Below are 25,042 nucleotides of genomic sequence, written 5' to 3' on the forward strand. Positions count from 1 at the left end.
CGCTCCCCCTCTGGGTGGTGTGGAAGGTGACGCCCTGGTCAGGGGCGGTCAGCTGGTGTTCGCGAGCCGGAAGATCTCGGTGCCGGACAGCAGGCCGGGGACGAGGCGTACGTCGTCGATGTCACCCGCGAACGGGTCGGACCAGTCACCGTCGTACTGGGCGCGGCCGAGGTTGAGGCCCTTGGAGGCGTTCCAGACATCGGTGACGGTGGCGCTGCCCTGCTCCTCACCGTCGACGAAGAGCCTGAACTTCCGCGCCACCGGGTCGTAGGTTCCGGCGACGTGGACCCACTTGTTGACGGTCGCGGGCCGCTCGCTGGTCGCCATGGCGCGGACGAGGTCGGAGCCGGCCTTGTCGGAGACGTGGCGGCCGAAGACCCAGCGCTTGTAGGCGGTGGAGTAATAGAGGTTGAAGCCGTTGCCCTGGCTGCCCGCCTGGCTGACCACCGAGATGTTCTTCGCCAGCGACGTGGGCCGCACCCACGCCGAGACAGTGAACGCCTGGCCGGTGTGCACGGCGGAGGCGGCGGTGGCGTGGTCGGTGGTGCCGTTGAAACGCAGCGCCTTGTCGGCCGGATCGGCCGCTGAACGGTGACCGGCGACCCAGTCGGCGCCCTTGACCGTCAGGTCGCGGTCGTGGCCGGAGGCGTCGGGGGCCGTGGTGCCGGAGGTCTGGTCGAGGCCGTAGACAGCGGCGGCGCAGGCGTCGGCGAGCGCGTCGGCGCAGGCACGGCCAACAGTGAAGAAGAACTTCTCCAGCGGGCCCCGGTTCCCGGCCCGGTCGACACTGCGGACGTAGAGCACGTTCGGTCCGAAGGTGCTCGGCGCGACCTCGATGGTTGCCTTGCCGCCCAGGGTGGCCGGGTCCGCCTTGCGGGTGGGGGTGTCGTTGCCGAGGTCCCACTCGTAGAACTCGACGTCGTTCTTGAAGACGGGGTCGGAGTTGCCGTTGGCGGAGAAGGTGAAGTGCCGCTTGCTGCCCGCCGGCAGGTCGATTTCGCTCGCCACCGGCGCCACGTGCGGCTTGGTGTCGGGCCGCTCCACGTCCACCACGAACTCGCACCAGTCGGACCACGGGGAGTACCCGGAGTCCTTGAGCTTACCGGTGGAGCCGTCGTAGGTCTGGGCGTGCCAGCGGTAGCCACTGCCGTGCTTCAGCTCCCGGACGGGGATGTTCTCCTCGAACTTGCCCTCGTTCTGCGGTCCGTCCTTGCCCTCGTAGACCATGGGCCGGCCGTCGACCTGGTCCCAGACCCGGAAAGTTGCGGTGAGGTTCTGGCCGGTGCCGTCCGTGTGGGAGTCGGCGTCGGTGCCCGTGACGGACATGGCCGGGGTCGCGTCACGGATCCAGGGGCGCTTGGTGTTGTCGGTCGTGCAGGTCTTCTCCTCCGGGTTGCTCAGCTTCTCCCCGGTGGGCTTGTTCGGACGGGTGTTGTACGTGACGACGAGCTTGGCGTCGTCTCCACGGAACCGCTTCCAGGAGTTGGGGTCGTCCTCGTCGGCGGCCCGCAGCGAGAACGCGATCGGGTCCTCACCGGCGGCCTTCTTGCGGACCGAGGAAGTGAGGTTCTCGTTGGTCTCCTCGGCGTTGTCCGCGAAGTGCACCCAACTGGGCGGGGCGTCCGGACTGCAACTGTCGCCCCGGCCGTACGCGACGGTCTTGTCGACCATCAGGTCGCCGTCCTTGGGCTTGTTGTTCCAGTTGGTGGCGGAGTCGACACCGCCCTCGGCGACCATGTGCAGGTTCACGGTGCTCTTGGTGCAGGAGAAGGAGAAGGTCTCGTAGACCTGGAACACCGCCTTGGAGATCGTCCGGTTCTTCCAGCCCTTCGTGGCGAACTGGAAGTACATCCGGTTCGTGTACGGCGAGTTGCTGCACACGTAGTAGATGCCACCGATGGTCTTGGCCGAACAGCGGCCGACACCCTCGTCCTTCTTGAACTTGTGGTACTCCGTGCTCGGATGCGAGCTGGACACGTACAGCCACTCGCTCTTGGACATGCCGGCCTCGGGGTCGATGTAGACCGGGAAGTCGGTGTCGGCGGCGGTGAGCAGGGCACGGTCGGGCTCGACGGTGACCTCGGACGCGGAGACGTCGAGGGCCAGGTCCGCGACCTTCGCGCCCGCGTCGGGCGCCTCCTGGGCAGGCGTGTCCGTGCCCGAGGCGGGAACGGCGTCGGCGGGCACCCCGGTGGCGGACGAGTCCCACATCTTGGGAGCCTGACCGCCGAAGACACGCTCGCCCGAGGCGTCCACCGCCTGGAGACCACCGGTCGGGCCGGTACCGAGGTCGAGGCCCTCCGACCGTACGGGCAACCGCAGTTCGGCCAACTGCGGGTTGCGGGCCGCCTCCGGGGTCTTCACCTCCAGCACGTACGAGTAGCCCGTGACCGAGGCGGTAGCCAGCAGGTCCACACCGGGCAGCACCTCGCGGTACTCGGCGGTGTCACCGCTCAGGACCGGCTCCGGCAGCGGCGCGGGCCAGCGCAGCGTGAAGGACTTACCGTCCTCGCCGAGCGTGACGAAGTCGGACGAGCCTCCCGCCGCGAACGCCAGATCAACGACAGCCGCCTTCGGCCCGACCGTGCCGTCCGGCCGACGTACGAGAGTCGCGTCCGCCTTCACCCAACTGCCGTCGGTCCGTTGGACACGCTGCGGCTGGACACTGGTCTCACTGGTCAGCGAGCCGTCCGGGTTGGCGAAGACGAGCTCGTCCTCGGTACGCTGCTGAACAATTTCCACCGGTTCGCCGGTCTGAGCGGCCAGTGCGAACGCGGCCCCCTCGGCCGATGCAGGCGGTGTGCTGCCGACCGCGGTGGCCGGACTGGTGACGGCGGGCAGCGCGCCCAGGACAACGGCGCCGCCGAGCAGCACGCCTAGCGTCCGGGCAGCACGAAGCCGCCGGAACCAAGGGTTGGTCATACCCTTGTCTCCCCCCAGGCTCTCCCCAGAGCCCGCTATGAAATTGATGTGGCCATGCCGTACAGCAGTGGCTGAAGAAACGTATGGGACTTCCTTCACCGGAGCAAGGGCGTTTCGAGAGTGAACCGCCCCACAGCCCACACAACACACGCACTGCTCATGCCTGAGGAACGGCCCTTGGCGTGGGAGGACGCGCGCGGTGCATACAGCAGTCCGACCACGTCGGCCTCACGCCGGCAGTGCACAACCCCATCAGTGTCAAGCTGGGGCCGACCGTCGCGCCGGAAGACACCGTCGCCCTGGCCGGACACTGAATCCGGAAGACGTTCCCGACCGTCCGACCTTCATCATCCGTTTCGGCACGAAAGACATGCACCGCCCCCCACCCACGGTCGCCGACACGGCGCCCGCCACGGTTCGGCACAAACCGACGCAGGATCAGCGCAGCATGCATGGGCGCCTCCGGCTCCCTGCCCAGCTCGACAGGAACCGCCCCTACGAGCCGGAGGGCGCCATCCCTCACACGACGGCATCACAGAGGAGTAGCTGACCATGTCCGACTGAAGTTGTCTGAACCGGACAGTCCCGCCGCTTCCGATCGCCGCCTCGAAGACGGTCGTACGTCCACCGGTCGGTCCAGGTGCAACCACAGGCCACTGACGGAGCGTCACGCACACCTGTCCACCGATTGTCCACCGGAACCCATTACGCAAGCATGATCCATCCCCCACGGGCCAGCAAAGCGCCAGGTCAGAGCCTTAGATCGTCGATCTCGTCACAGAAACCAAACCTCCGGCCCACGCATTACGATACACAGAGACACAGTGCCCGATTTGCCGAGATTCCAAGGTCACCCGACACAAGAAACCCCAGGTCAAAGGCTTGACCTGGGGTTCACCATGGAGCCGCCTTCGGGATTCGAACCCGAGACCTACGCATTACGAGACCGTGAGCGTTCGTGTTGCGTGGTGCCTGGTGGTGCTGCTGAGTGACGTTCTGCCTGATCAGAGCATGTACGGCTGGTTGATCTGTGCTACCTCGTATTACGTCGTCCAAAGGCGTCCGGCCACCGGCTGGCCACCGAGACAGGTGCCGCGGGTAGCAAGGAACCGATCACCCGGGTTGTCGGCCTCCCCCAGACCCTCCCACTGCACAGTTGAACGAGAGTCCCGCACTGCTGCGCGAGTAGATCCGAAAGCCGAATCTCTCCGCGCCGCCTGAGCCGATCATAGGACAGCAGGAAGTCGCCTTTGTGCCAGTCCCCCCATGCGTCTACCTGGTCGTACGACCCCTGCACGGTGGCATTGGCGCTGCCGGCTGTGGCGCCTCGGGGATTTCCGGTATTGAAGGGCTGAGTGGAACGGTACGACGCCTCACGTGCATCACCTTTTCCGCGGAGAAGACCGCAGCCCCATCGGTCACCCGATGGGGCTGCACGCTCACAACTGTGCGTCATCCGTCCTGTCGATCGAATCTCGCGTAGAGATCACGATCTCGCCATGAGTCGGAGAAGGCATCCAACATGGCTTCATAGAGGCGAAGGTCGCTGACATTCCGCCCAGGGGCGGAAACCCTCGCTGTAACCGCCTCCTCAACCGCCTGCCACCTCAGTTCATGCATGGTGAAGGAGATCAACTCGACGGCACCCTCCCCCAATGATTCGATCACCGAGACGAGTACTTCCTCAAATGCCTCCCTGGAGCCAGGATTCGACTTCAGGACGTCGAGCGCTCGTTCGAGATCCCGCTCGACAGACTCGACTCCGCACGATTCCTCGACGGCGTCCCGAATGTCTTGCACGATTCCTCTGAACTCGGAGACTGGGTCAGCAGTCGGGTGCTCCCCAAGCGGCGATGTACTTTCCATTCGCGTCCATTCCGTTGTTGTTGAAGGCATCAACCGCTGCCGTTTGTGCATTGGCTCCGTAGGGTCGATAGTGCCCAGACTTGTTGTCGAGGTACACCACCGCACCCCCCTTCGTCTTGAACTCGCCAGCGGCCAGGACTTTTCCACCCTTGGCAAGGCTCACATGGCCCGCGGTTCTCTTGCCAATGATGAGTTCCCCGTCGGCACGCGCCACATAGGCGTAGTTGCCGGAGCGGGACATGGCAGTTCCGGGCGCGATCGGCTTGAACCAATCAAGCTTGTCCTCGGGCTGCAGGTTCGAGAAGGATGTTGGGTCTTCGCCACTTTTGTGGACGAGTACCGGGGTCCGACCCGCAAGCACGTAGTAGGTGTGCAGGTCATCGACAGTGAGGTTGTAGGTGCGGGCGTGACCCGTGTAGGCCCGATTTTCGGTGACGACGACTATTTCGCCCTCATCAGTGCGCAGACTTGTCCTTTGGGCGGCCGTTAGATATGCGTCCATGCATGTACGAGATTTCTGGATGCAGTGGGCCTTGATGTGGGCGGTAGGGGGTACCGCCGGATCCGGCGGTACCCCCTACCTATCTTCCGGTGTTCAGCTCCCTGGAGGATTCCACGACCACAGTTTCGCGAAACCTTATCGAGCTCAATCCAGGGGGCGCACCCCAACACCAAGCAGCCGACTTCACCTACGTACGCGAAGGAACCTCTCTATGCCCCGGAGGGGCGCCTTCATGTCTCGCCTATTGATACCTGCCACCTCTAGGTGGATGAGGATTGTCGCCTTATCCCGACACCCAGGAAATAGTCGCAAATACTCGCGAATACTCTCATCCAGAGAGGTAAAAGTATAGTCCTCAATCTCGGGATCCGTTGGACCCACCCCCGAAGTTCCGCCTGGGCCCGGGGGAGTTGCCAAAATGACCTCTGGCGCGTCACCCTCCAAGGAACTGAACAAGACCTGCGCTACCCCAGATTTCGGAATTCCACCGTACTGCTCGTGAGCCAAAGGCCACCACACCACTGCAGCATCGCAGCCAAGCCAGGTATCGGGCACATTTCCCACCCTGTACTCGACACCAGCGATTCCGACCAATGCCGCCCGGCACTTGTCGACGTCAACCTTCGAAGTTGACGCAATCACATATTTCATGGGCACTCGGTTCCTGCACTCATACCCGTCATGATCCGCGGCCTTCCCAACTTAGAAAGCACGTCGTCTCCGAGAGCAACCCCTCCATCGACAACATCGGACGTATGAGGCATATTCGCCATGACGGGGATGTCTGCCTTATTGATGACCGTGCGAATCATTGTGTATGGGCCATCCTTCTCTCCTCGGAGCGCATAAGATCGCCGGGCATATTCAGCAGCCCCATGCTCTGTGTAAGAGAAGTACTTCACACCTTGGGTGCTTCTGAAGGAGCGCGTGTTATGAATGTCAGAAAGCTCCGCTCCGGTGACCGCGCGCCACAGATACATCTCATCGGAACCAAGCCCTCCCGCATTGTGGACGAGTATCGGTGCATCGCCCGCCAGCACATAATACGTGTGCAGGTCATCGACTGTGAGGTTGTACGTGCGGACGCTGTCTTCGTACGCACGGTTAGCGGTAACGACGACGGTCTTACCCTCCTCGGAGAGCAAACTCATGCCCGGCGCAAGAACACCGGCCTCGACCCAGTCCTGCTCCGACGGAGACCAGAACGGATGTTCGTACGTCGCAGTCAGCTTCTCGATGCCATCGTCTGTCGCAATGGACAGCTCGTTGAAGAGCTTGTCATCGTCCGTGACGATGAGGCGCGTGATCTTACGAGCGCCAGTCTCGCCTGTCTCGGGATCGGTTGCCAGGATCTCGTCGCCGACCTCGATGTCCTCGATGTCCTTAGTCGAGCCATCTGCCATCTGGACGTCCGTACCGGCAAGGAAGCACTTGCTGCAGCCACTCTTCTCCTTGGATTGCTTCCGCATCTGCTTCTTGAAGAGCTGCTTCAGGGCGAACTTTCCGATACCGAAACCACCGGCGAACACCGACCCGACATCCATGACGGTCTTGGTCCCCTGATACACGTCAGAGTCGGGATCGGCGCCGAACCCCTCAACCAGCTCCTGATAGCTGTCCTGGGTACCACCGCAGTCCGGGTTTGTGCCGCTCCAGCACCAGGGCTCGGTGGCGAACTCGGCCACATCCGCGCTCTCGGCGAAGAAATCTCCGATGCCTCCCGCAACGTCTTTCCAGCTACCCACAGATCTGGGATCCGCCGGTTCGACGTTGCCGCAGATTCTGGGCGGCATGCACGAACTGCTGCCCGATGACGCGTAGTTGGCGCTTCCTCCAGTGGACATACCACCCGAGCTGGATGAACCCGACTGCCTCATGATGACGGCTTGGGCTGCAAGGATGGCCTTTCCAAGCTGGCGGGCCAGGAAAAGCAGGATGGCGGAGGCGCGGAATTTGCCGTCGGGGTCGGCGAAGGTGACCGGGTTGTTGCTGCTGTAGGAGTAGCCGTTGACCTGTTGGGGGTCGGTGAGGTCGATGACCGGGTCCACGCTGACGAAGCGCCCGGTGGACGGGTCGTACTCGCGTGCTCCGAGGTGGGTGAGGCCGGTCGGCTCCTTGGTGCCGCCGACAAAGCCGCGTTCGCCCACCCACGCCTTGGCGGTCTGGCCTCGATCCTCGCCGAACGGCTTCATTTGGCGCCGGGTGACCGTCTGGGTGGCAGCGTCGATCTGCACGCTCGCCGTGCCGTTGTGGTCGGCGGCGGTCCAGGTCAGGCCCGCCGTCGTGCGCACCGCCACGGTCTGCCCGCTGTGACTGTAGTAGCGGGTGGCCTCGACCTTGGCACTCGCCTTGTCCAGCCTCAGTTCGGTCTCGCCCAGGTAGAGCGTGGTGCCGGTGGTGTCCCGGCGGATCAGCCGGGAGCCGTCGGCGTCGTTCAGGTACTCCGTCGCCGTATTGTCCGCCTCGGTGACTTTCTCGAGGCTGCCCTCCGCATTGAAGTCGAGATCCTGCGGCTTTCCACCCAGCGTCCGCATGTCGGTGTTGCCGGCGGAGTCGTAGGTGTAGCTCGTCGTACCGGTGACCGTGCCGTCCGTCTTCTTGGTCTCGGTGGCGGCCAGGGCGTGCGGGCGGGGCTGATCGGGCGTCTTGTAGGTGTACGAGGTGGTGGCGTCGGCCAGGTGGTCGGTCGCCGTCTTGCGGTTGCCCGCGCTGTCGTAGGTGAACGACTGCCAGTACGGGCCCGGGCCGCCGACGTTCGTCTTGGCGGGTGCGGTGGCGCAGTCGGCCGTCGTCGTCCAGGCTGTCTTCAGACGGCGGTGGCCGTCAAAGGTGAAGCACTGCCGGTCGCTGGGGCTGGTGGCCTTGTCCTCGACCTCGATGGGGTTGCCGGCCGTGTCGTAGCGGTAGTGGACGTCGGAGTCCGTGCCGGTGTGGGTCTCGGAGACCACGTTCTGGCGCGCGAGGCGTTTGGTGCCGGTCTCGTAGCTGCGGTTGATCTCCGTCCAGTCCGCGAGGGGCGAGACGCCGAGGGTGGTGCGGATCTGCTCACCGGCAGGCAGGTAGTCGGTGTTCTGGACGATGCCGGTCAGGCCCTGGAGGGTGTCGGGCATGCGCTGCTCGGTGTAGCCGTACGTCAACACTTCCTGCGCGAGGCCGCCCATCGCGGGGATGGTCCGCTTCTGCAGCGTGCCGTCGAGGTTGTAGGCGTTGGCGATGGTCCAGGTTCCGTTGGATCCGGCCAGGGCCCCTTCGGTCTTGCTGATCGTGTACTGCTCGTTGAGGACCTGATAGGTCTTGCTGTACTTGGCGTTGGTCTGGGCGTAGACGCTGCCGCCCTTGCCCCCGACGTATCTGATCGCCGACGTCAACTCGCCCTTGGCGATGGAGTCGTAGGTCCAGCGCGCCAGGTACTTGGAGTCCTCGGGAGCCGGCTGGCCGTTGACCACGGGCACCTTGCCGTCGAGTCGGCCGGTCGGGCGGCCGAGCACGTCATACGTGAGGCCGATCGACTTGCCCCGGGCGTCGGTCGTGGAGACGACCTGGTCGAGATCGTTGAACTCGGATGAACTTCCGCCGGCGTCGGGGTCCGTGGTGCTGTCCTTGCGGCCCAGGAAGTCGTATCCGTACGCCCAGGTGTTGCCGTCGTCGTCCTTGACGCTGGTCAAGCGGTCGGCGTGGTCGTATCCGTAGGTGAACCGGGCGAACTTCGTGCTCAACGCGTTGCCGTCGTACTCCAGTTTCTCGACCGTGCGACCTCGGGCGTCGACCTTCTCCCGAATGGCCGAGGCACCCGCCGGGGGCTCCACGAGTGTGGAGTCGCCGTCATGGGTGTGCTTGGTCCGTGAGAACTCCTTGCCGTTGGCGAGGACCTTTTCGATCGTCACCCTCCCGGCGCCGTCGATCACCGTTTCCGTACCTGCCGGCGCTGCGGTGAGCAGTGTGGCGAGCTTGCCGGAGGGCGCGGTGGTGTCGACGTAGTCGGTAGACGTTTCGACAGTCAGGCCACGGGTGTCGTACTTGGTCTCCGTGATGATCCGTCCGGCGCCGGACGCGGCGGGTGCTTGTGTCTGGCGCAGCCTGAGCAGTGCGTCGTAGATCTCGTAGGTGGTCTGGTAGGTGGTGCCGTCGTTGTTCAGGGACTTGGTCGCCACCCACGAGGCGGCCGTGTTCTGCAGTTTGTACTCGAACTTGTGGCTGGCCGTCTGGCCGGCGGCGCGGTCCCGGTTGGCGAGCCACACATCGGTGAGCTGCCCGAAGCTGTCGTACGCCAGTTCTGTGCGGTTGCCGTTGGGGTCGGTGGTCGAGGTACGCACTCCCCAGTCAGGGGCGATCTCGTTGGTGGTGGCGTGGTTGAGCGCGTTGGTCTCGACGGTCTGGGTGAGCGGTCCTCCGGCGGCCGGGGTGTACTCGATGTGCGAGACCCGGGTGCCTCTGGTGTCGTAGGAGTCCGTCACACGGCCGAGCGCGTCGTACTTGGTGGTGTTGACGGTCTGGAGTTTGGCCGTGGAACCGTCGTAGCCGGTCACCCTCTCGACCCGGGTCACATCGCCCTTCGTGGGCGGCTTCCCCCAGTTCTGGTCGTCGTACGACGTCCGCACATCCGAGATCACGTCTGTTGTCTTCGGATCCCCGGTCCGCTTCGGGGTCGCGGCACAGCCGGTGGACACCTTCTCCACCCGCTTGGGCAGGGTGAGAATCCACGCCGAGGTGTTGGTGGCGTACTCCGTGACGGTGCAGTCCTTCTCGCCCGCCGCGTCCGTCTCCACCTTCAGCGGCAGGCCGCTGGTCGGGTCGTACGTCGTCGTCTTGGCCGTCGTCGCCTCTCCGCCGCCCGACAGCGCGGTGCGGGAGACCGAGGTCTCGGTGCGGACCATGTACGCGTTGACCGTGCCGTAGGAGTGCTTGTCCGTGGCGGTGGTGCGGGACCAGGGAGTGTTGACGGTCGCGGAGACCTCGGGACCATTCGCGCCGTTGTAGGTGATCTGTTCGCGCAGCTGGCCCGCGAACTGCTCCGAGTCCGTCTTCACCACGCCCTTGGAGTCGGTGACCGTCTCCTTGCGGGTGGTGCCGTCGGACTGCTTGTCGCCGTCCATGCCCCGGTAGTAGAGGGATATGGACTTCGACTGGGTGCTGGAAGGTTCACCGGAGGTCGTGGTCACCTTCTGGTAGCCGCGCCAGATACCCCAGGTGCGGTATTTGGCCTGGGTGATGGGCGACTCGTCGTCGTACGCCCACGCACCGCCACCGCTGTAGGTGTAGTCCGTCTGCTTCAGCGGGGCGTCGCCGGTCGGGTCTGACTCGGTGACCTGAGTGACGACGTACTTGTGAAAGAAGTCCGTGCGCGGCTTGGGGTCGGTGCCCGGCGTCGGGTTGGACGGCGGGATCCACTTGACCGGATAGCACCGCCGGGTGTTGGCGTCCAGCTTGGAGGGGACGTCGCTGCCGGCGACGCAGTCCTCCTTGGAGTAGTTCACCGTCAGCTTCGAGCCCGTCTCCGAAGTGACCGTACGGACTCGCCACTTGATGAACGGGGCGACGTCGTCGCCGGTCCTGTCGACACGGTTGTGCAGCTGGATGCCGCTGAAGGTGACCGCGGGCAGGGAGGCGTCGGTGCCCGCCTTGCCGGTGCGCTTGATGGAGTCCAGCCACAGGCCGGCATCCGAGCCGTCGCCCGGGTCGGGGAAGGTCTGCCCCAGGTGCCAGGCGTTAACCGCCCGGTAGTCGCTCTCGGCGCTGCCGGAGCCGTCGTGCACCTGGGTGGTGACGTCGGTCAGGCGCTTGCGGGTGAAGAACGCCGGGCTGGGCTGGTCGGTGCAGGGCTTGTCGGCGGCGCAGATCTGGTCGAACGGGACGTCCGGCCAGGCGTTGCGATTAGACGAGGTGAGCGAGCCGCAGCTCTCGCCGCCGGAGACCGGTAGGCAGCGTTCGGCGACGGTGAACTTCACGCGGGCCGCGGCGGGCTGGGTGGTGGAGAAGATCGTGTCGGTGCGCTGGCCGTAGTCGATGCGCTTGAGCCAGCCGTTGCGCACGTACTCGGTGCCGTTGCCGGTGGTGCCGTTCTTGGCGTAGTGGTTGAGCTCCTTGTCGTACCAGTACGTCATGACGTTGCCGTGGGGGTCCACGACGTAGTCGAGGTTCCACCGCCAGGCCTGGGTCTTGGCGCGGCCGGAGAAGGCGTCTCCGGAGGAGTATCCGGGCTCGCCGGAGTCGTCGCCGAAGACCGGGAGCGTCCACACCGAGTTGGTCTCCGGCTTGCCCGAACTCCAGCCGGGCAGCCGGTTCTTGCCGAAGACGTACTGGGTGCCGTCGGTCGAGGTGACCGTCCAGAACTCACCCTTGTCGCCGTTCTCCCCGGTGTCACCGTCGTCGCCGTTGACGGCGCCGGTGTCGTGGACGATCCGCTCGCCGTCGTCGCTCTTGGGCCGCCACTTGCCGCCCTCCTTCACCAGGGGCGTCGACTTGCCGTTGAGGACGAGGGAGGCGTTGTCCTCCTTCCAGCACTGGTCGTACTTCTTGTCCTGGCCGTCGTCCTCACAACTGCCGTACGCCCGCTCGACGTACGAGGTCGACAGGTCGAAGCCCTCGCCGATCCAGGACGACTGCGCGCTGGTGGAGGAGGTGCGGCCGTCCACGCTCTGCGCGGAGTAGCCGATGGACAGGTTGGGCGCCGGGCCGGCCGGGGCCGGCGGAGTCTCCAGCGGATAGTTCCAGGTGAAGTCGCCGTTGGAACCGCCGGCCGACCAGGTGGAGGAGGCCGCCAGCGGGGTGGCCTCGTAGGTGCCCTGGTCCGAGCCGGCCGCGGCGGACAGGGCCATGACCATGGCGGCGGGCTTGGCGGCCATCGCGGTCCGGGTCTTCGTACCGGCCGTGGTCGCCTTCGGCGTGGTGATCTGCGCGGTGACCGTCTCGGCCTCGCCGTCGTTCTCCGAAGCCACCGGAGTGGTCCTGCGGCACTCCGCCTTCTCCGGCGTGCTCAGAGCACACGCGGGGAGCTGGACGAGACGCAGCCGGGAGGACCAGTTGCCGCTGTAGGCATCGGCGAAGGAGCTGTAGTCGATCGTCGCGCCGAGGCTCGCGGCACTGGTGTCGCCGTCGGCGCGGGCGACCGTGAAGACCACGCCGTCGATGCCGAGCCTATCGGTGGTCTTCCGGTCGAGGACGCGGACCCTGGCCTCGTCGGGGGCCTCAGAGGACTTCGCGACCCCAGCAGCCTTGTCGCTGGGCTGGGCGAGCGCGATGGGCAGCCCGGCGGCCTTGACCGACTTCTTGCTGTTCTCCGGCGGCAGATCGACCGTCACCGCCGACGCTCCCGGCCATGTCACCTTCGCGCGAGCCTTGGCGAGCGTCCTGCGGGCAGCGGCCTCCGTCGGGTCCTTGACCTTGGTGACCTTCGGGTCGAAGAGCTCGGCCTTGCCGTACTTGGCCTTCTGCAGGGCGGTGTGATCGCGATCCGCCGCGGCTGCCTGCGCCGGTGCGGCACTCAGCAGACCAGCGACGACCGCTGATGACAAAGGCAGGACAACAGCGGCCAGACGACGTCGGCCCGCTCTGCTCCATGCCCATCTTTTGGGCAGCAGTGAGCTGTTCCTGGACAACACTTGGGGGGTGCTCCTGGATTCTGAGTTGTGAGGGCGTACCGGGCCCGTGGCCCGGTACGCCACCGGAGAAGAAGGGAGGGGTTATTCGACGGGCACAGGCGGCTCGTCAACCGTCGCGAGCTGCGTGATCTCGTCGTCGGACAGGACACCGGCGTACACGCGTAGGTCGTCGAGCTGGCCGGGCAGGGCGTTGCCCCACTCTCCGTTGTCGTGACGACGTGCGCCGCCGACCATCAGAGGGCCTGTGGGCTGGAAGGCTTCCTCGCTCAGGACGCCGTCTTCGTCGCCCTGTCGTTGTCCGGACACATAGAGATGGATGGACTTGTTCACCGCGTCGAAGACGGCGGCGACGTGCACCCAGCCACCGGGCGAGTTGACCTCGTCCGAGACAGCCGCGACGGCGGGGCCGCCCAGGACGTCCGTCTCGTACCGGCCGAAGTTCCAGTCACCGATGGACTGGCCCGCCTCCTGGCGGTACCAGAGGCGGAACGAGTTCCGCTCGGCGCCCGGGTGCGAGAAGACGCTCGGGGAATGCGCGACGGTGGTGTCGTCGAGCTTCGACTGGGTGGCCAGGTTGACCCAGCCGGCCAGACTGAAGCTGCCGGACTCGTCCAGTGCGACGGTGGAGGTGGCCCTGCCCAGTTTCTCGGCGTCCAGTTCCAGGACGTTGCCGTGGGCCGGATCCTCGGTCGCGGCGAAGGCCGCACCCGTCTGGAGTTGGAGCGGGTTGCTGCGGCCGGTGGCGTCCGCCGCCGTGGTGCCGGATGCCTCGTCGAGGCCCCAGTTGGCGAGAAGCGCAGGCTCGGTCCGGCCGGTCGCCGGGTTCACGGTGTTGGCGATCGACCACATCTCGTTCTCGAAGACCACACGGTTCCAGACCTGGACATGGTCGAGGTCGCCCTCGAACCAGGACGAGTACGTACCCGATCCCTTCATGCGGCCAACTTCGAAGGAGCCCTTCGCCGCCCACGGTGTGGTGAACTCGGTGGTCGCCTGGAGCTGTCCGTTGACGTAGAAGCGGATCTGCTTCTTGTTGTGGTCGTACACACCCATCAGATGGGTCCACGCGCCCACGACCGGCGGCTTCTTGGCCACCGCGCGGACGATCGTAGGATTGTCGGTGTCGGCCGAGTACCGGTTGAAGATCCAGCGGTCGTATGACTGCGAGTAGTAGATCTGGAAGGTTCCCACCCGGGTCCCACTCTGTGCTGCCACGGTGGAGATGTGATCCTTCGCGGTCAGCCGAGCCCAGGCGGACACGGTGAAGCTGTTGGTGGTGTCCAGAACCGATGCGGTGGTGGAGCCCGCAGTGTTCGTGCCGTTGGCTCGCAGCCCGCCACCGAGCCGGGCCTTGTCCGTCCAGGACGCCGAGGTCAGCGCCAGCGGCCGGTTCTTGCCCGAACTGTCCGCAGCAGTGGCCCCGCTGCCGTCGTCCAGCTTCCAGCTCGCCACGGGATCAGAGCCCTTTGCCACCTTGAACAGGTAGTCATAGTGGGCGCTCGGGTTCCCCGCCCCGTCGTAGGTCTGCACCCGCAAGGTGTTGGTCAGCCGCTTGTCGGGCGCTGCCTCGATCTCGTACGTCGAGGTGTTGGCCGTGAACGTCTTACTGCCGAGCTTCGCCCCGTTGAGCCACCAGTCGTAACGGCGCACGTCGCTGGCACCCGCGTCGATCTTGAAGCCGGCGGTCATGCCGACGCTGCCCAACTCCGGGTCGGCGGCCTCACAGACCGTGCCACCGCATTCCTTGTACACGGTCGAGGACACCTTCGGTACCGGCGGCCCCTTGGAGTCCACCTTGAAGTAGCAGTAGCTCGACCAGGGCCCGAACAGGGAGTGGGTGTCGCCCTTCCACGTGTACCTGTACTCGGTACGGGCGCGGAACTTGTAGGTGACAGCCTGGTCCAAGGCCGCCGTAACCACGGTTCCGGCCGTGCCGCTGTCCGTCCACGTGGACGGCTTGAGCGAGGTCTCGGTGGTGCTGCTGCCCTTGTACAGCTCGAAGTTGGGGCGAAGTGAGGAGTTGGAGGCGTCGCTTGATGTCGGTGTCGCGGTCAGTCGCGGAGTGGTATCCCGAATCTGTGCCGGAGCGGAAGAAGCAGAACAGGAGACCTTGGGATCGGACATCTTCACCGACGAGGGCTTGCTGCTCGGCGGAGTCACGTACGTGATCGACAGCCGGGGCTTGCGGGAGGACGTGGCGTCAGGGTCCAGCGGAGACAGGAACTGCTTCCACGCGATCGGATCACCCTCGTCGGCCCGCAGTCCAAGCGTGGTGAGAGTGTCCTTCGCCTTCGCGGTGTGCGCGACGGCAGCCGTGGCGTCGAACTCGATGTCCCCGTCCGGGCAGTCGGAGGAGTGGCCCTTGGCAGCGGAGACCGTGTCGACCTTCGCAAGCCATTTTGGCGGCTTGTTCCACGTCGTCGAGGAGAAGATCTGGCTCGTGCGATAGAGGTCGACGTCATGCTTCACACAGTTCGCCGACCAGATCGCGTACGGCGTGAAGGTCGCGTTCACGATCTTCTTGCCGGCCACCCTGCGGGTGTCGAACTGGAAGAGTGAGCGCGACTTCTTGTTGTCCACGAACGCGTCATAGCCCACGCCGAGCGCGTGCTTGGTCTTCCAGAGGCTGGTGCCTGGCGAGTTGGACCACAGCGCTGTCCACCCTGTCAGGGTCGCTTTGACCGCCGGAGGATCGAGAACGACAGGGTATGAAGTCGCGCTGCTGGCAAGGAAGTCCTGATCCGGAACGATGGAGAGGGCGTCGTTGGTGACGTCTGTTTCCATGACAGCCGTACGGGACCGGGGACTCGTGCCGAGAGTGTCGGCTGCAGTCTCCGCGGCGAACGCGGAACCCGTGGAGGTGCTCTTCGCCGCGCTGCCGGCCTTCGCAGTGGTCGTGCCTGCGTCCCACATAAGAGCCGACCCACTGGAGATCACGGCATGTCCCGAGCCATCCACAAAGGTGGCCGCGCCGGAGTCGTCCGTGCGCACGGACAGCCCCTTGGCCTCGACCGGGAAACTCACCTTCTGCAAGGCAGAGTTGGCTGCGGCCTCGCGGGTGTGGACCACCAAGTGGTATGTAAATCCGTCCGGGTGGGCCTGCACGGCGAGGTCCACGTCGGGGAGCACCGACCGGTACACGGCCGACGACCCGTCGACCTCCGGTTTCGGGAGCGCCCACGGCGACGACACCGCGTACTCCTTGTCGGCCGTCACCATCCGGGCCAGCGGTTCGCCGGTGCCGCCGCTGGAGAAACGGATGTCCTCGGCTGCACGCGGTGCGAGGCCGCCGTCCGGCCGTGTGACGAGCGTGGTGTCGACATCCGTCCACTTACCGGCCTTCAGGACCCGCTCGGGCGAAGCCGCCGTTTCGGCGGTGAATGTCCCGTCGGGATTGGCTACCACCCGGCTGGTCGGCGACGTCAACTCGCCGATCTCAACGCTTTTGCCGGAGGCGACCGCCTTCTCAGAAGCGCGTTGCTCGGGCGTGGCGGCCGGAAGCGCGTCATCCTCCCAGAACTCCTTGCCCCGTGCCCCCTCGTCAGCCGGAGTACTGGAACCCCCCGTGTCCGTGTCCGCCGCTTGGACCGGGACGGCCTGTATACCGCCCGCTAGTACCAGCACGGCCGAGGCGACGGTCATCGCCCCGCGCACGGCTCTGTTGCGACTGGTTGGTCGCACCTTCCCCCCTGCGTTCTTTATTTTTTGATTATTTGTTGAACGAAGGGAGGGTAACTGGTGGAGGGATCTTTACCAAGAGTGCTCAGTGACGGTCATCTCACACTCCGCTTACGGCGCGCCGCCTGGCAACGAGCCACCACTCACCCCGGGCACCCCTCCTATCGTGGAGACCGTGACCGGCGGGATAGTTGGGGGCATGGCATCCAGGAAGCGCATCTACGACGCCGAGTTCTGCTAGGGCGCGGTATGGAATCGCGGCGGAGACCGGTAACCCGAACCCGGAAGTGGCTGAGGATCTGGGCATCCACCCGAGGACGTTGTGCAGTTGGGTGCCGCAGACGCGCGCAACGGGTCGCGTCGTAGGACTGGCCGGCGGCCGAGCCGGCGAGGGCAAGCTGAGCTTGGCGACGGTCATCGACCTGTCCTCCTCCCGTCACGTGCTCGGCTACGCGATGACGGCCCGTCATGCGCCGACCTGGCCATCACGCCCCTGAGTGTTCTGCGGGCCGGAACCGGTGCCGGTGCCGTTCTTGACCTACAGGAGATCGGGATCGCGCACGCCGGGGCACGGCTCCAGTTCCGCAAGCTCTCCGCGTTGATCGCAGGGTCATGCGTGGTCTGCACAATCGTGAGATCCAGGGCCAAAGTGGAACAGGGCCACAACGTGCCGCACGAGAGGTAACGCGATCTGAGACCGGGCCACTTCACACCGGACTGAGGACTCCAAGGCAAGTCTCTCCACTATGCAGACCGCACAAAGAAGGGGCACCTGGGACAGCACCTGCAGGGCCGAGATCGGATGCCCCCCTGCACGCACGCTGCACAAATGGCCACCGGATGGCCACCGGCGATCACTCCGAATTCGATGCAGAAGCCCTCAGGGCCATGAACTCGCAGGTCACAGCGGTGCACCGAAAACCGGACACAAGCTGTGAACCGGAGACCTACGCATTTCGATGCACAGACCAGCAGTGCCCGATTCGCCGGATATCCAAGGTCAACGAAAACAGAAAACCCCAGGTCAAAGGCATGACCTGGGGTTCACCACAGAGCCGCCTTCGGGATTCGAACCCGAGACCTACGCATTACGAGTGCGTTGCTCTGGCCATCTGAGCTAAGGCGGCGCGCTGTCCGCACCATGGTGCGATCAGCAACGTCGGTAAGTCTACACAGTTTCCGGGGTGCTCCGTACCAAGGGTCGGAGCACCCCGGAGCCCTGCGGGAGCGGTGCTCGGCGGGGGTGGCGGTCAGGGCTGTGAGCAGCGCTTTCCGTTGATGGGGGGTGTGCCGTGGAGGAGGTAGGTGTTGATCGTGGAGTCGATGCAGGCGCTGCCGCGGCCGTAGGCGGTGTGGCCGTCGCCGTCGTAGGTGAGGAGGCGGGCGGAGGAGAGCTGGGAGGCGAGGCCGCGGGCCCAGCCGTAAGGGGTGGCGGGGTCGCGGGTGGTGCCGACGACGATGATCGGGGCGGCGCCCTTCGCCTCGATGCGATGCGGGCCGCCCGTCGGCCTGACCGGCCAGTAGGCGCAGTTGAGGGAGGCCCAGGCGAGGGCCCGGCCGAAGACGGGCGAGGCCTTCTCGAAGGCGGGGAGGGCTTGTTCGACCTGGTCGGGGGTGGTGTAGGCGGGCGGGAGGTCGAGGCAGTTCACGGCCGCGTTGGCGTACATCAGGTTGGAGTAGCCGCCGGCGGGGTCGCGCTCGTAGTAGCTGTCCGAGAGGGCGAGCAGGCCGGCGCCGTCGTTGCGCCGGAGGGCCTCGGTGAGGGCCTGGCGCAGTGGGGGCCACGCCCCCTCGTCGTACATCGCCGCGATCACCCCCGTCGTGGCCAGGGACTCGCCGAGCTTCCGTCCACCGGCGTCACCGGCCGGGATCGGCTTCGCGTCGAGGCGCTCGAACAGGGCGCGCAGATTCTCACGCACCTGCGCGGGCGTGCGCCCCAGAGGACAGTCCTTCCGGCGTGCGCAGTCCTTCGCGAAGGCCTCGAACGCCGTCTCGAAGCCCGCCGTCTGTTCCTTGTTGAGCCGGTCGGCGGGCAGCGACGGGTCCAGCGCACCGTCCAGGACCAGTCGGCCGACCCGTTCCGGGAACAGCCCCGCGTACGTCGCGCCGAGGAACGTCCCGTACGAGGCACCCACGTACGTCAGCTTCTCGTCACCCAGCACCGCACGCAGGATGTCCATGTCGCGGGCCGCCTCGACCGTGGACACATGCCGCAGCAGCTTCGGCGACCGCGCCCCGCACCCTTCCGCGAACCGCTTGTACGCCGCGACCAGCCTGGCCTCCTCCCCCTTGTCGTCCGGGGTGAGGTCCGTCTGCGTGTACGCGTCCATCTGGCGCCCGGTGAGACATCGGATCGGCTCGCTGCCGGCCACGCCGCGCGGGTCGACCGCGACCATGTCGTACCGGGCGCGCACCTGGGCCGGGTATTCGATTCCCGCGTACCCCTGGACGTAGCCGACCGCCGAGCCACCCGGGCCGCCCGGGTTGACCAGCAGCGAGCCGAGCCGTTTCCCCGGCCCGGTGGCCTTCTTGCGCGAGACCGCCAGTCTGACGTCACCCCCGGTCGGCTTCGCATAGTCGAGGGGCGCCTTCATCGTGGCGCACTGGAAGCCTGGGACGTCGCAGCTGCGCCAGGTCAGCTTCTGCTCGTAGTACGGGGCCAGCGCCGCAGGGGTCGCATGGGGGAGCGCGTGGAGGGCGGGCGCCCCGTCCGCCGCCGTAGCCGCCGTGGCCGCCGTACTCGAACCGCCGGAGGAGCAGGCCGAGACGAGCAGTGCGGCGGCGGCGAGCAACACGCCGCCGGTGCGCAGGGACCGATTCGACCGGGAAGTACGCCTGGTGTGCATCTCGCGAGCGTAACCACACGCGACACGACGATCACGAACGGCGACGAATGCTCCTCGTACGAGTGACAGGGTCAACCGAACGCACCGACCCTCTCGGCCGAACGCCACCCACTGTCATCCACACCACCTCACGTCACCCGGACCGCAACGCCATCGTCATCGCCTCCACGGCCAACAACGGCGCCACATTCCGGTCCAAGGCCTCCCGGCACGCCGCGATCGCGTCAATGCGCCGCAGCGTCGACTCCGGCGTCCCGCCCCGCGCCATCCGCTCCAGGGTGTCCTGAACCTCGACATTGGCGAGCGCGACCCGCGACCCCAGCTGCAGAGCGAGTACGTCCCGGTAGAACCCGGTGAGCTCGGTGAGCGCCAGATCCAGACTGTCCCGCTGCGCCCTGGTCCGCCGCCGCTTCTGCTTGTCCTCCAGATCCTTCATCACCCCCGCCGTACCGCGCGGCATACGCCCGCCCTGCACCGCGCCCAGCGCCGCCTTCAGCTCCTCGGTCTCCTTGGTGTCGACCTCTTCCGCCAGCTGCTTGGACTCCTCGGAGGCCGCGTCCACCAGCTCCTGCGCGGCCTTCAGACACCCGCCGACCTCCCCGACCCGCAACGGCAGTTTCAGTACGGCGGCCCGCCGCTCCCGCGCCCGCGGATCGGTGGCCAGCCGCCGAGCCCGCTCGATATGCCCCTGAGTGGCCCGCGCCGCCACGGCGGCGGCCTCCGGCTCGATCCCTTCCCGCCGTACGAGCATGTCCGCCACCGCGTCCACCGAAGGCGTGAGCAGCCCGACGTGCCGGCACCGCGACCGAATCGTGGGCAGCACGTCCTCCAACGAAGGCGCGCACAGCAACCACACCGTCCGCGGAGCAGGCTCCTCGACCGCCTTCAGCACCGCGTTGGCCGACTTCTCGTTCAACCGCTCGGCGTCCTCGACGAGGATCACCTGCCACCGCCCGTTCGCCGGCGACGTGAACGACTTCCGCACTGTGTCCCGCATGTCCTCGGCGAGGATCTGCGTACCCACGGCCGCCACGGTCGTGACATCGGCGTGCGTCCCCACCAACGCCGTATGACACCCGTCACAGAACCCGCACCCCGGGCTCCCCCCGAGCGCCCGGTCCGGACTCACACACTGCAACGCCGCCGCGAACGCCCGCGCCGCCGTCGTCCGCCCCGCCCCCGGCGGCCCCGTGAACAACCACGCATGCGTCATCTTCGACGCCTCGGGAGGCGTCCCCCCGCTCTCGGCCGCGGTAACGATGGCATCCGCGTCGCGAGCCGCCGCGTCCAACTGCGCACTCAGCCGCTCCTGCCCCACCAGGTCGTCCCACACGCCCATGCCCCACCGCCCTCAGTCCCACCGTCACCAGTCCGAGCCCCATTGTGCGCGACCCCACTGACACCGTTCACTACGACGAGGCCCACCACCCGGCCCGACAACCGCTGGGCACCTGGCGGCTGGGGCTGGGCTGGGGCGGTACGGCTGGGCGCGTACGGGGTGCCGCCGCGCCCAGCCGTACCGCCCCAGCGGCACGACTGTCCGCAGCGAGGGGGCAGCGGCGTAGGACAGCCACCACCACGGGCGGGTCAGCCGCGAGACGGCGGAAGGGGCCGTGTCACCCGGCCGGCGCCCATGCTGGACGCGGCCGCCAGCAGCCGCCGGTCCACCCCGCGCATCACCCCGTACAGCAGCAGCACCGTGTACGGGAGCATCATCGACGTGGTACCGATGACCACACCGAGCTCGTTGTAGAGCAGCTGGTACGGGGCGCCCGGTGCCCAGGTGAGGGTCTCGTTCACCAGGCCCTTGTCGCCGAGCATGATGATCCAGCCGTAGGTGCGTACCAGGGCGCTGATGAAGTGCGGGACGACGACGATCAGCATGGCCAGGCCGGCCAGGATGGGCTTGAGCCGGGTGATCGCCTGGGCCAGGATGAACCCGAAGACCAGACTGAGGACGGCTGTTTCGGCGGAGATCCGCAGCGTGGTGATCAGGACGGAGAGGTTGACGCCGGTCAGGGCGTCGGCGTACCAGTGCAGGGTGAAGGAGCCGTCGGCGTCCTTCAGGCTGAGCAGCAGGGTGCTGAAGATCGGGTAGACGAACAGCACCAGCAGGTACACGACGACCGGGAGGGCGTACAGGATCCCGACCCGGGTGCGGCGTGAGGCGAGGAGCTTGCGGGGGCGGGCGGGGGCTCCTGCGGTGAGGGTGGCTGCCATGGCTCACCCCGTCTTTTCGTCGGCGAAGAGGTTGACGTCCTCGGCATCGGCGGTGATCCCGACCCGCTCACCGGCCACGGGGCCGCGTCCGGCAGGGACTTCCAGGCGCAGCAGCGGTGCGTCACCGCCGTCGATGCGTACACCCGCGCGCACGAGGGTGCCGACGTAGGTGGCGGTTTCCACCGTGCCCGTACAGAACCCGTCATCGGCGGCGGACGCCCGCAGCCGGCCCGGCTGCACTGCGACCTTGACCTGAGTGCCGGGGGTCAGCTGGTGGCGGCGGGCTTTGAGCAGGCCGCCGCTGGCTTCGAGGCGGACCAGGGTGTGCTCGCCGTCGTGCTTGTCCACCCGGCCGGGCAGGAAGTTCGCCGCGCCGAGGAAGTCCGCCACGAACGGCGTCCTGGGCCGTTCGAACAGCTCGCGGGGGGTGTCGAACTGCTCGATCAGGCCGTTGCGCATCACCACGATGCGGTCCGACATGACCAGCGCCTCTTCCTGGTCGTGCGTCACGTAGATGACGGTCAGGCCGAGTTCCTGCTGGATGGTCTTGATCTCGATCTGGAGCTGGTCGCGGAGCTTCTTGTCCAGCGCGCCGAGCGGTTCGTCCATGAGGATGACCGGCGGGCGGTAGACCAGCGCCCGGCACAGGGCGACACGCTGCTGCTGACCACCGGACAGCTCACGCGGCTTGCGGTTGCCGAACCCGGACAGGCCCGCGATCTCCAGCGTCTCCCCCACCCGGCGGCGGATCTCGTCCTTGCCCACTCCGCGCAGGGTGAGCGGGAAGGCGACGTTCTCGGCGACCGTCATGTGCGGGAAGAGCAGGTACTGCTGGAAGACGAAGCCCAGGCCACGCTTCTGCGGGGCGAGGCGGGTGACGTCACGGCCGCCGACGGTGATGGTCCCGGAGTCGGGTTCGCAGAACCCGGCGATCATCATCAACGTCGTGGTCTTGCCCGACCCGGAGGAGCCGAGGAAGGTGACGAACTCCCCGGCGGCGATCTCCATGGACGCCTCGTCGACGGCGACGACGTCGCCGTAGGTCTTGCGCAGGGCCACCACCGACAGCGCTTTGCCGGTCGCGGTGGCCGGCTTGTTGCCGGCCACCTTGACGGACGGTGTGGCGACACCGAATTCAGCCACGAGCCCACTCCAGCCAGCGCTTGGTGACGGCGGCTTCGTTCTTCAGCCACCAGTCGACGTCCGTGTCGAAACCCTTGTCGTAGTACTGCGGCGCACCGGCGAGTGCGTTGCGCTCGTCCTCGGTGAGCTTGGCGTAGGCCACGGGGGACGACGGGTTCGAGGGGAAGGCCTTGGCCAGCGCTGCCTGGCTCTCCGCACGCAGAGCGAAGTCCATCAGCTTGTAGGCGTTGTCCACGTGGGCCGCGCCCTTGGCGATCGCGTAGCCCGAGAACTGGCGGCGCATGCCGCCCAGCTGCCGCTCCACTGGGACGCCCTGCTTCTGCAGATCGGCGATCCGGCCGTCCCAGACGGTGGACATCGTCACTTCCTGGCGGCTGAGCAGCACGCCGGGGAGCGGGCCGCTGTCCCAGAACTTCTTGATGTCGCCCCGCAGGCGGGTCAGCACCTTGAAGGCGCGGTCGATGTCCAGGGGGTACAGCTTGTCCGCGGGGACGCCGTCGGCCAGCAGCGCGAACTCCAGCTCGGGCAGGTCGCCGTCGGGGCTGCACATCGCACGGCCGCCCTGGAACGCCTTGGTGTCGAAGAAGTCCGCCCACGACTCGGGCTTCTTTCCGCCGAAGGCGTCGGTGCGGTAGGCGATGCACTGGCCGTAGAAGCTGTGGCCGATGGCATGGTCGGTGATCTGGTTCTCGGGGATCTTCGCGCTCTTCACGCTTCCCAGCCGGTCGAGGTCCAGCGCCTCCAGCGCGTCCTGCTTGGCGTACTTGGTGTGCGACACCATCGCGTCGTTGATGAGGTCGCACTGCGGGCGGCCCTGCTTGATCTGGGCCAGCAGCGGGGCGTTGTCCAGGTTGAGCACCTTGACGCTGATGCCGGTCTCCTGCGTGAACGGCGTGTAGATCGCCTTCTGCAGCGCCGCGCCGTAGGAACCGCCGCTGTCGCGGACGACCACCGTCTTGCCGCCCTTGCCGCCGCCCGTGGCGGACCGGCTGGTGCCGGTACCGCAGGCGCTGAGGGCGGTCGCGGCGGCGACGCCCGCCGTGACCCCGCCTATTCCTCTCAGGAACAGTCTGCGGTCTATTCGGGTGTCTTTCATCGTGTGCCTCCTGGTGGTGCCGGCCGCGAGAAGGGAAGCGGCTGGGGACGTGGAAAGCGGCAGCCGGAGCTGGGTCTGGGGGATCCGCCTCGCCGGAATCGACGCCCTGGTCTGTGGGCCGCAGGGTTGGGCGCGTGGCCGTGGCGGGGTCGCAGGGGAGGGCCAGGGCGGCCAGTCCCGCGTCGGGGGCGGTGAGGCCGTGCATGCCGTGGGGGATCCGCCCCCGGCCAGGGCGGGGACCGTGTGTTCGCCGCTGCCGGCTGGGGGGATGATGCGGTGCGGGATGTCGCCCTCAACCCGGTGCTTCGGGTTCTACGCGGGCGTCGCCGGCATGGACTGCGGGTCCTTCGAGGTATCGGTGCGGGACGGTGTGTCGCAGGTCAGATGCCGAGCATGGTGTTGAGCTCGTCCAGGGACTTCACCGTCACGTAGTCGTATCCGTGGGTGACCGGGTCGCAGCCGCGGTCCAGGAGGACGAGGTTGCGGAAGCCCATGTCGTGCATCGGCATCAGGTCGTAGCGGGTGTGTGAGGAGACGTGCACGAAGTCCTCGGGGGACGCGTCGAGCTGGTCGAGCATGTACTCGAACGCGGCGTAGCGGGGCTTGTAGTAGCCGGCCTGCTCCGCGGTGAAGACGGCGTGGAAGTCCGCCCCGAGCCGGGGCACGCTCTCTGCGAGGAAGGCGTCACCGGCGTTGGAGAGGATCACCAGCTTGTAGTTCTCGCCCATCTTCTTGAGCGGTTCCGGCACATCCGCGTGCGGGCCCCAGCTGCGCACGCCGTCGGCGAACCGCTTGCCCGCGTCCGGGGCCGCCTTGATGCCCCACTTGCGGCAGACCCGCTCGAAGGAGTCCTGCAGCACCTGCTCGTAGGGGTAGTACTCGCCGCGGACCTGGTCGTAGCGGTAGCCGCGGAACTCCTTGACGAACTGCTGCCAGTGCTCGGCCGGGATCTGGTCGCCGACGAGTTCACGTGTGATGGGGGTCATCGGCCACTCGATCAACGTGCCGTAGCAGTCGAACGAGACGTACTTCGGGCGGAACTGGAACGAGGGAATGGGCATGGAAGTGCTCCACTTTCTTGGTTGGGGGAACTGATGACGGGCGACAACTGCTTTCGGGCATGCTCATGACGAGGTAGCAGGGTGGGGTGATGCCGTCGACGTTCGCCGGG

10 protein-coding genes, 1 tRNA gene and 1 pseudogene are annotated in these 25,042 nt (G+C 66.7%); all 12 read right to left on the reverse strand.

The annotated features are described in order from the left end of the window. Positions 1–48: 48 nt before the first annotated feature. Positions 49–2,922: a LamG-like jellyroll fold domain-containing protein gene (locus CES90_RS45145; protein WP_189787039.1), complete on the reverse strand. Its 2,874-nt coding sequence runs from the start codon at positions 2,920–2,922 to the stop codon at positions 49–51. Between the two features lie 1,452 nt (positions 2,923–4,374). After that, positions 4,375–4,788 carry a hypothetical protein gene (locus CES90_RS45155; protein ID WP_189787083.1) on the reverse strand — a complete coding sequence of 138 codons (414 nt, stop codon included), beginning with the start codon at positions 4,786–4,788 and terminating at the stop codon, positions 4,375–4,377. Beyond that, a pseudogene (locus CES90_RS45160) lies at positions 4,748–5,257 on the reverse strand (hypothetical protein); the annotation flags it as partial. The gene CES90_RS45155 and the pseudogene CES90_RS45160, both read right to left, overlap by 41 nt. A gap of 680 nt (positions 5,258–5,937) precedes the next feature. After that, positions 5,938–12,801: a polymorphic toxin-type HINT domain-containing protein gene (locus CES90_RS45165; RefSeq protein WP_189787041.1), complete on the reverse strand. Its 6,864-nt coding sequence runs from the start codon at positions 12,799–12,801 to the stop codon at positions 5,938–5,940. A gap of 168 nt (positions 12,802–12,969) precedes the next feature. Next, positions 12,970–16,569 (reverse strand): LamG-like jellyroll fold domain-containing protein, encoded by a 3,600-nt coding sequence (locus tag CES90_RS45170; protein WP_229914308.1) that lies wholly within the window; start codon positions 16,567–16,569, stop codon positions 12,970–12,972. Positions 16,570–17,619: 1,050 nt separating this feature from the next. Continuing rightward, positions 17,620–17,693 (reverse strand) — tRNA-Thr (locus tag CES90_RS45175). Between the two features lie 123 nt (positions 17,694–17,816). Next, on the reverse strand, positions 17,817–19,412 hold the full coding sequence (locus CES90_RS45180; RefSeq protein ID WP_189787042.1) for an alpha/beta hydrolase: 1,596 nt from the start codon (positions 19,410–19,412) through the stop codon (positions 17,817–17,819). A gap of 133 nt (positions 19,413–19,545) precedes the next feature. Continuing rightward, entirely contained in the window at positions 19,546–20,751 is a 1,206-nt protein-coding gene (locus tag CES90_RS45185; protein WP_189787043.1) for a DNA polymerase III subunit delta', read from the reverse strand. A gap of 248 nt (positions 20,752–20,999) precedes the next feature. Next, positions 21,000–21,632: an ABC transporter permease gene (locus CES90_RS45190; protein WP_232791381.1), complete on the reverse strand. Its 633-nt coding sequence runs from the start codon at positions 21,630–21,632 to the stop codon at positions 21,000–21,002. Between the two features lie 3 nt (positions 21,633–21,635). Then, positions 21,636–22,775 (reverse strand): ABC transporter ATP-binding protein, encoded by a 1,140-nt coding sequence (locus tag CES90_RS45195; RefSeq protein WP_189788640.1) that lies wholly within the window; start codon positions 22,773–22,775, stop codon positions 21,636–21,638. Next, positions 22,768–23,871 carry an ABC transporter substrate-binding protein gene (locus CES90_RS45200; protein ID WP_189788639.1) on the reverse strand — a complete coding sequence of 368 codons (1,104 nt, stop codon included), beginning with the start codon at positions 23,869–23,871 and terminating at the stop codon, positions 22,768–22,770. Before CES90_RS45200 ends, CES90_RS45195 begins: the two co-directional genes overlap by 8 nt. 380 nt (positions 23,872–24,251) lie before the next feature. Further along, positions 24,252–24,932, reverse strand: a complete 681-nt coding sequence (locus CES90_RS45205; RefSeq protein WP_189788638.1) for a haloacid dehalogenase type II — start codon at positions 24,930–24,932, stop codon at positions 24,252–24,254. Positions 24,933–25,042: the final 110 nt, after the last annotated feature.

It is taken from the genome of Streptomyces capitiformicae (genome assembly GCF_002214185.1).
GTDB lineage: Bacteria > Actinomycetota > Actinomycetes > Streptomycetales > Streptomycetaceae > Streptomyces > Streptomyces capitiformicae.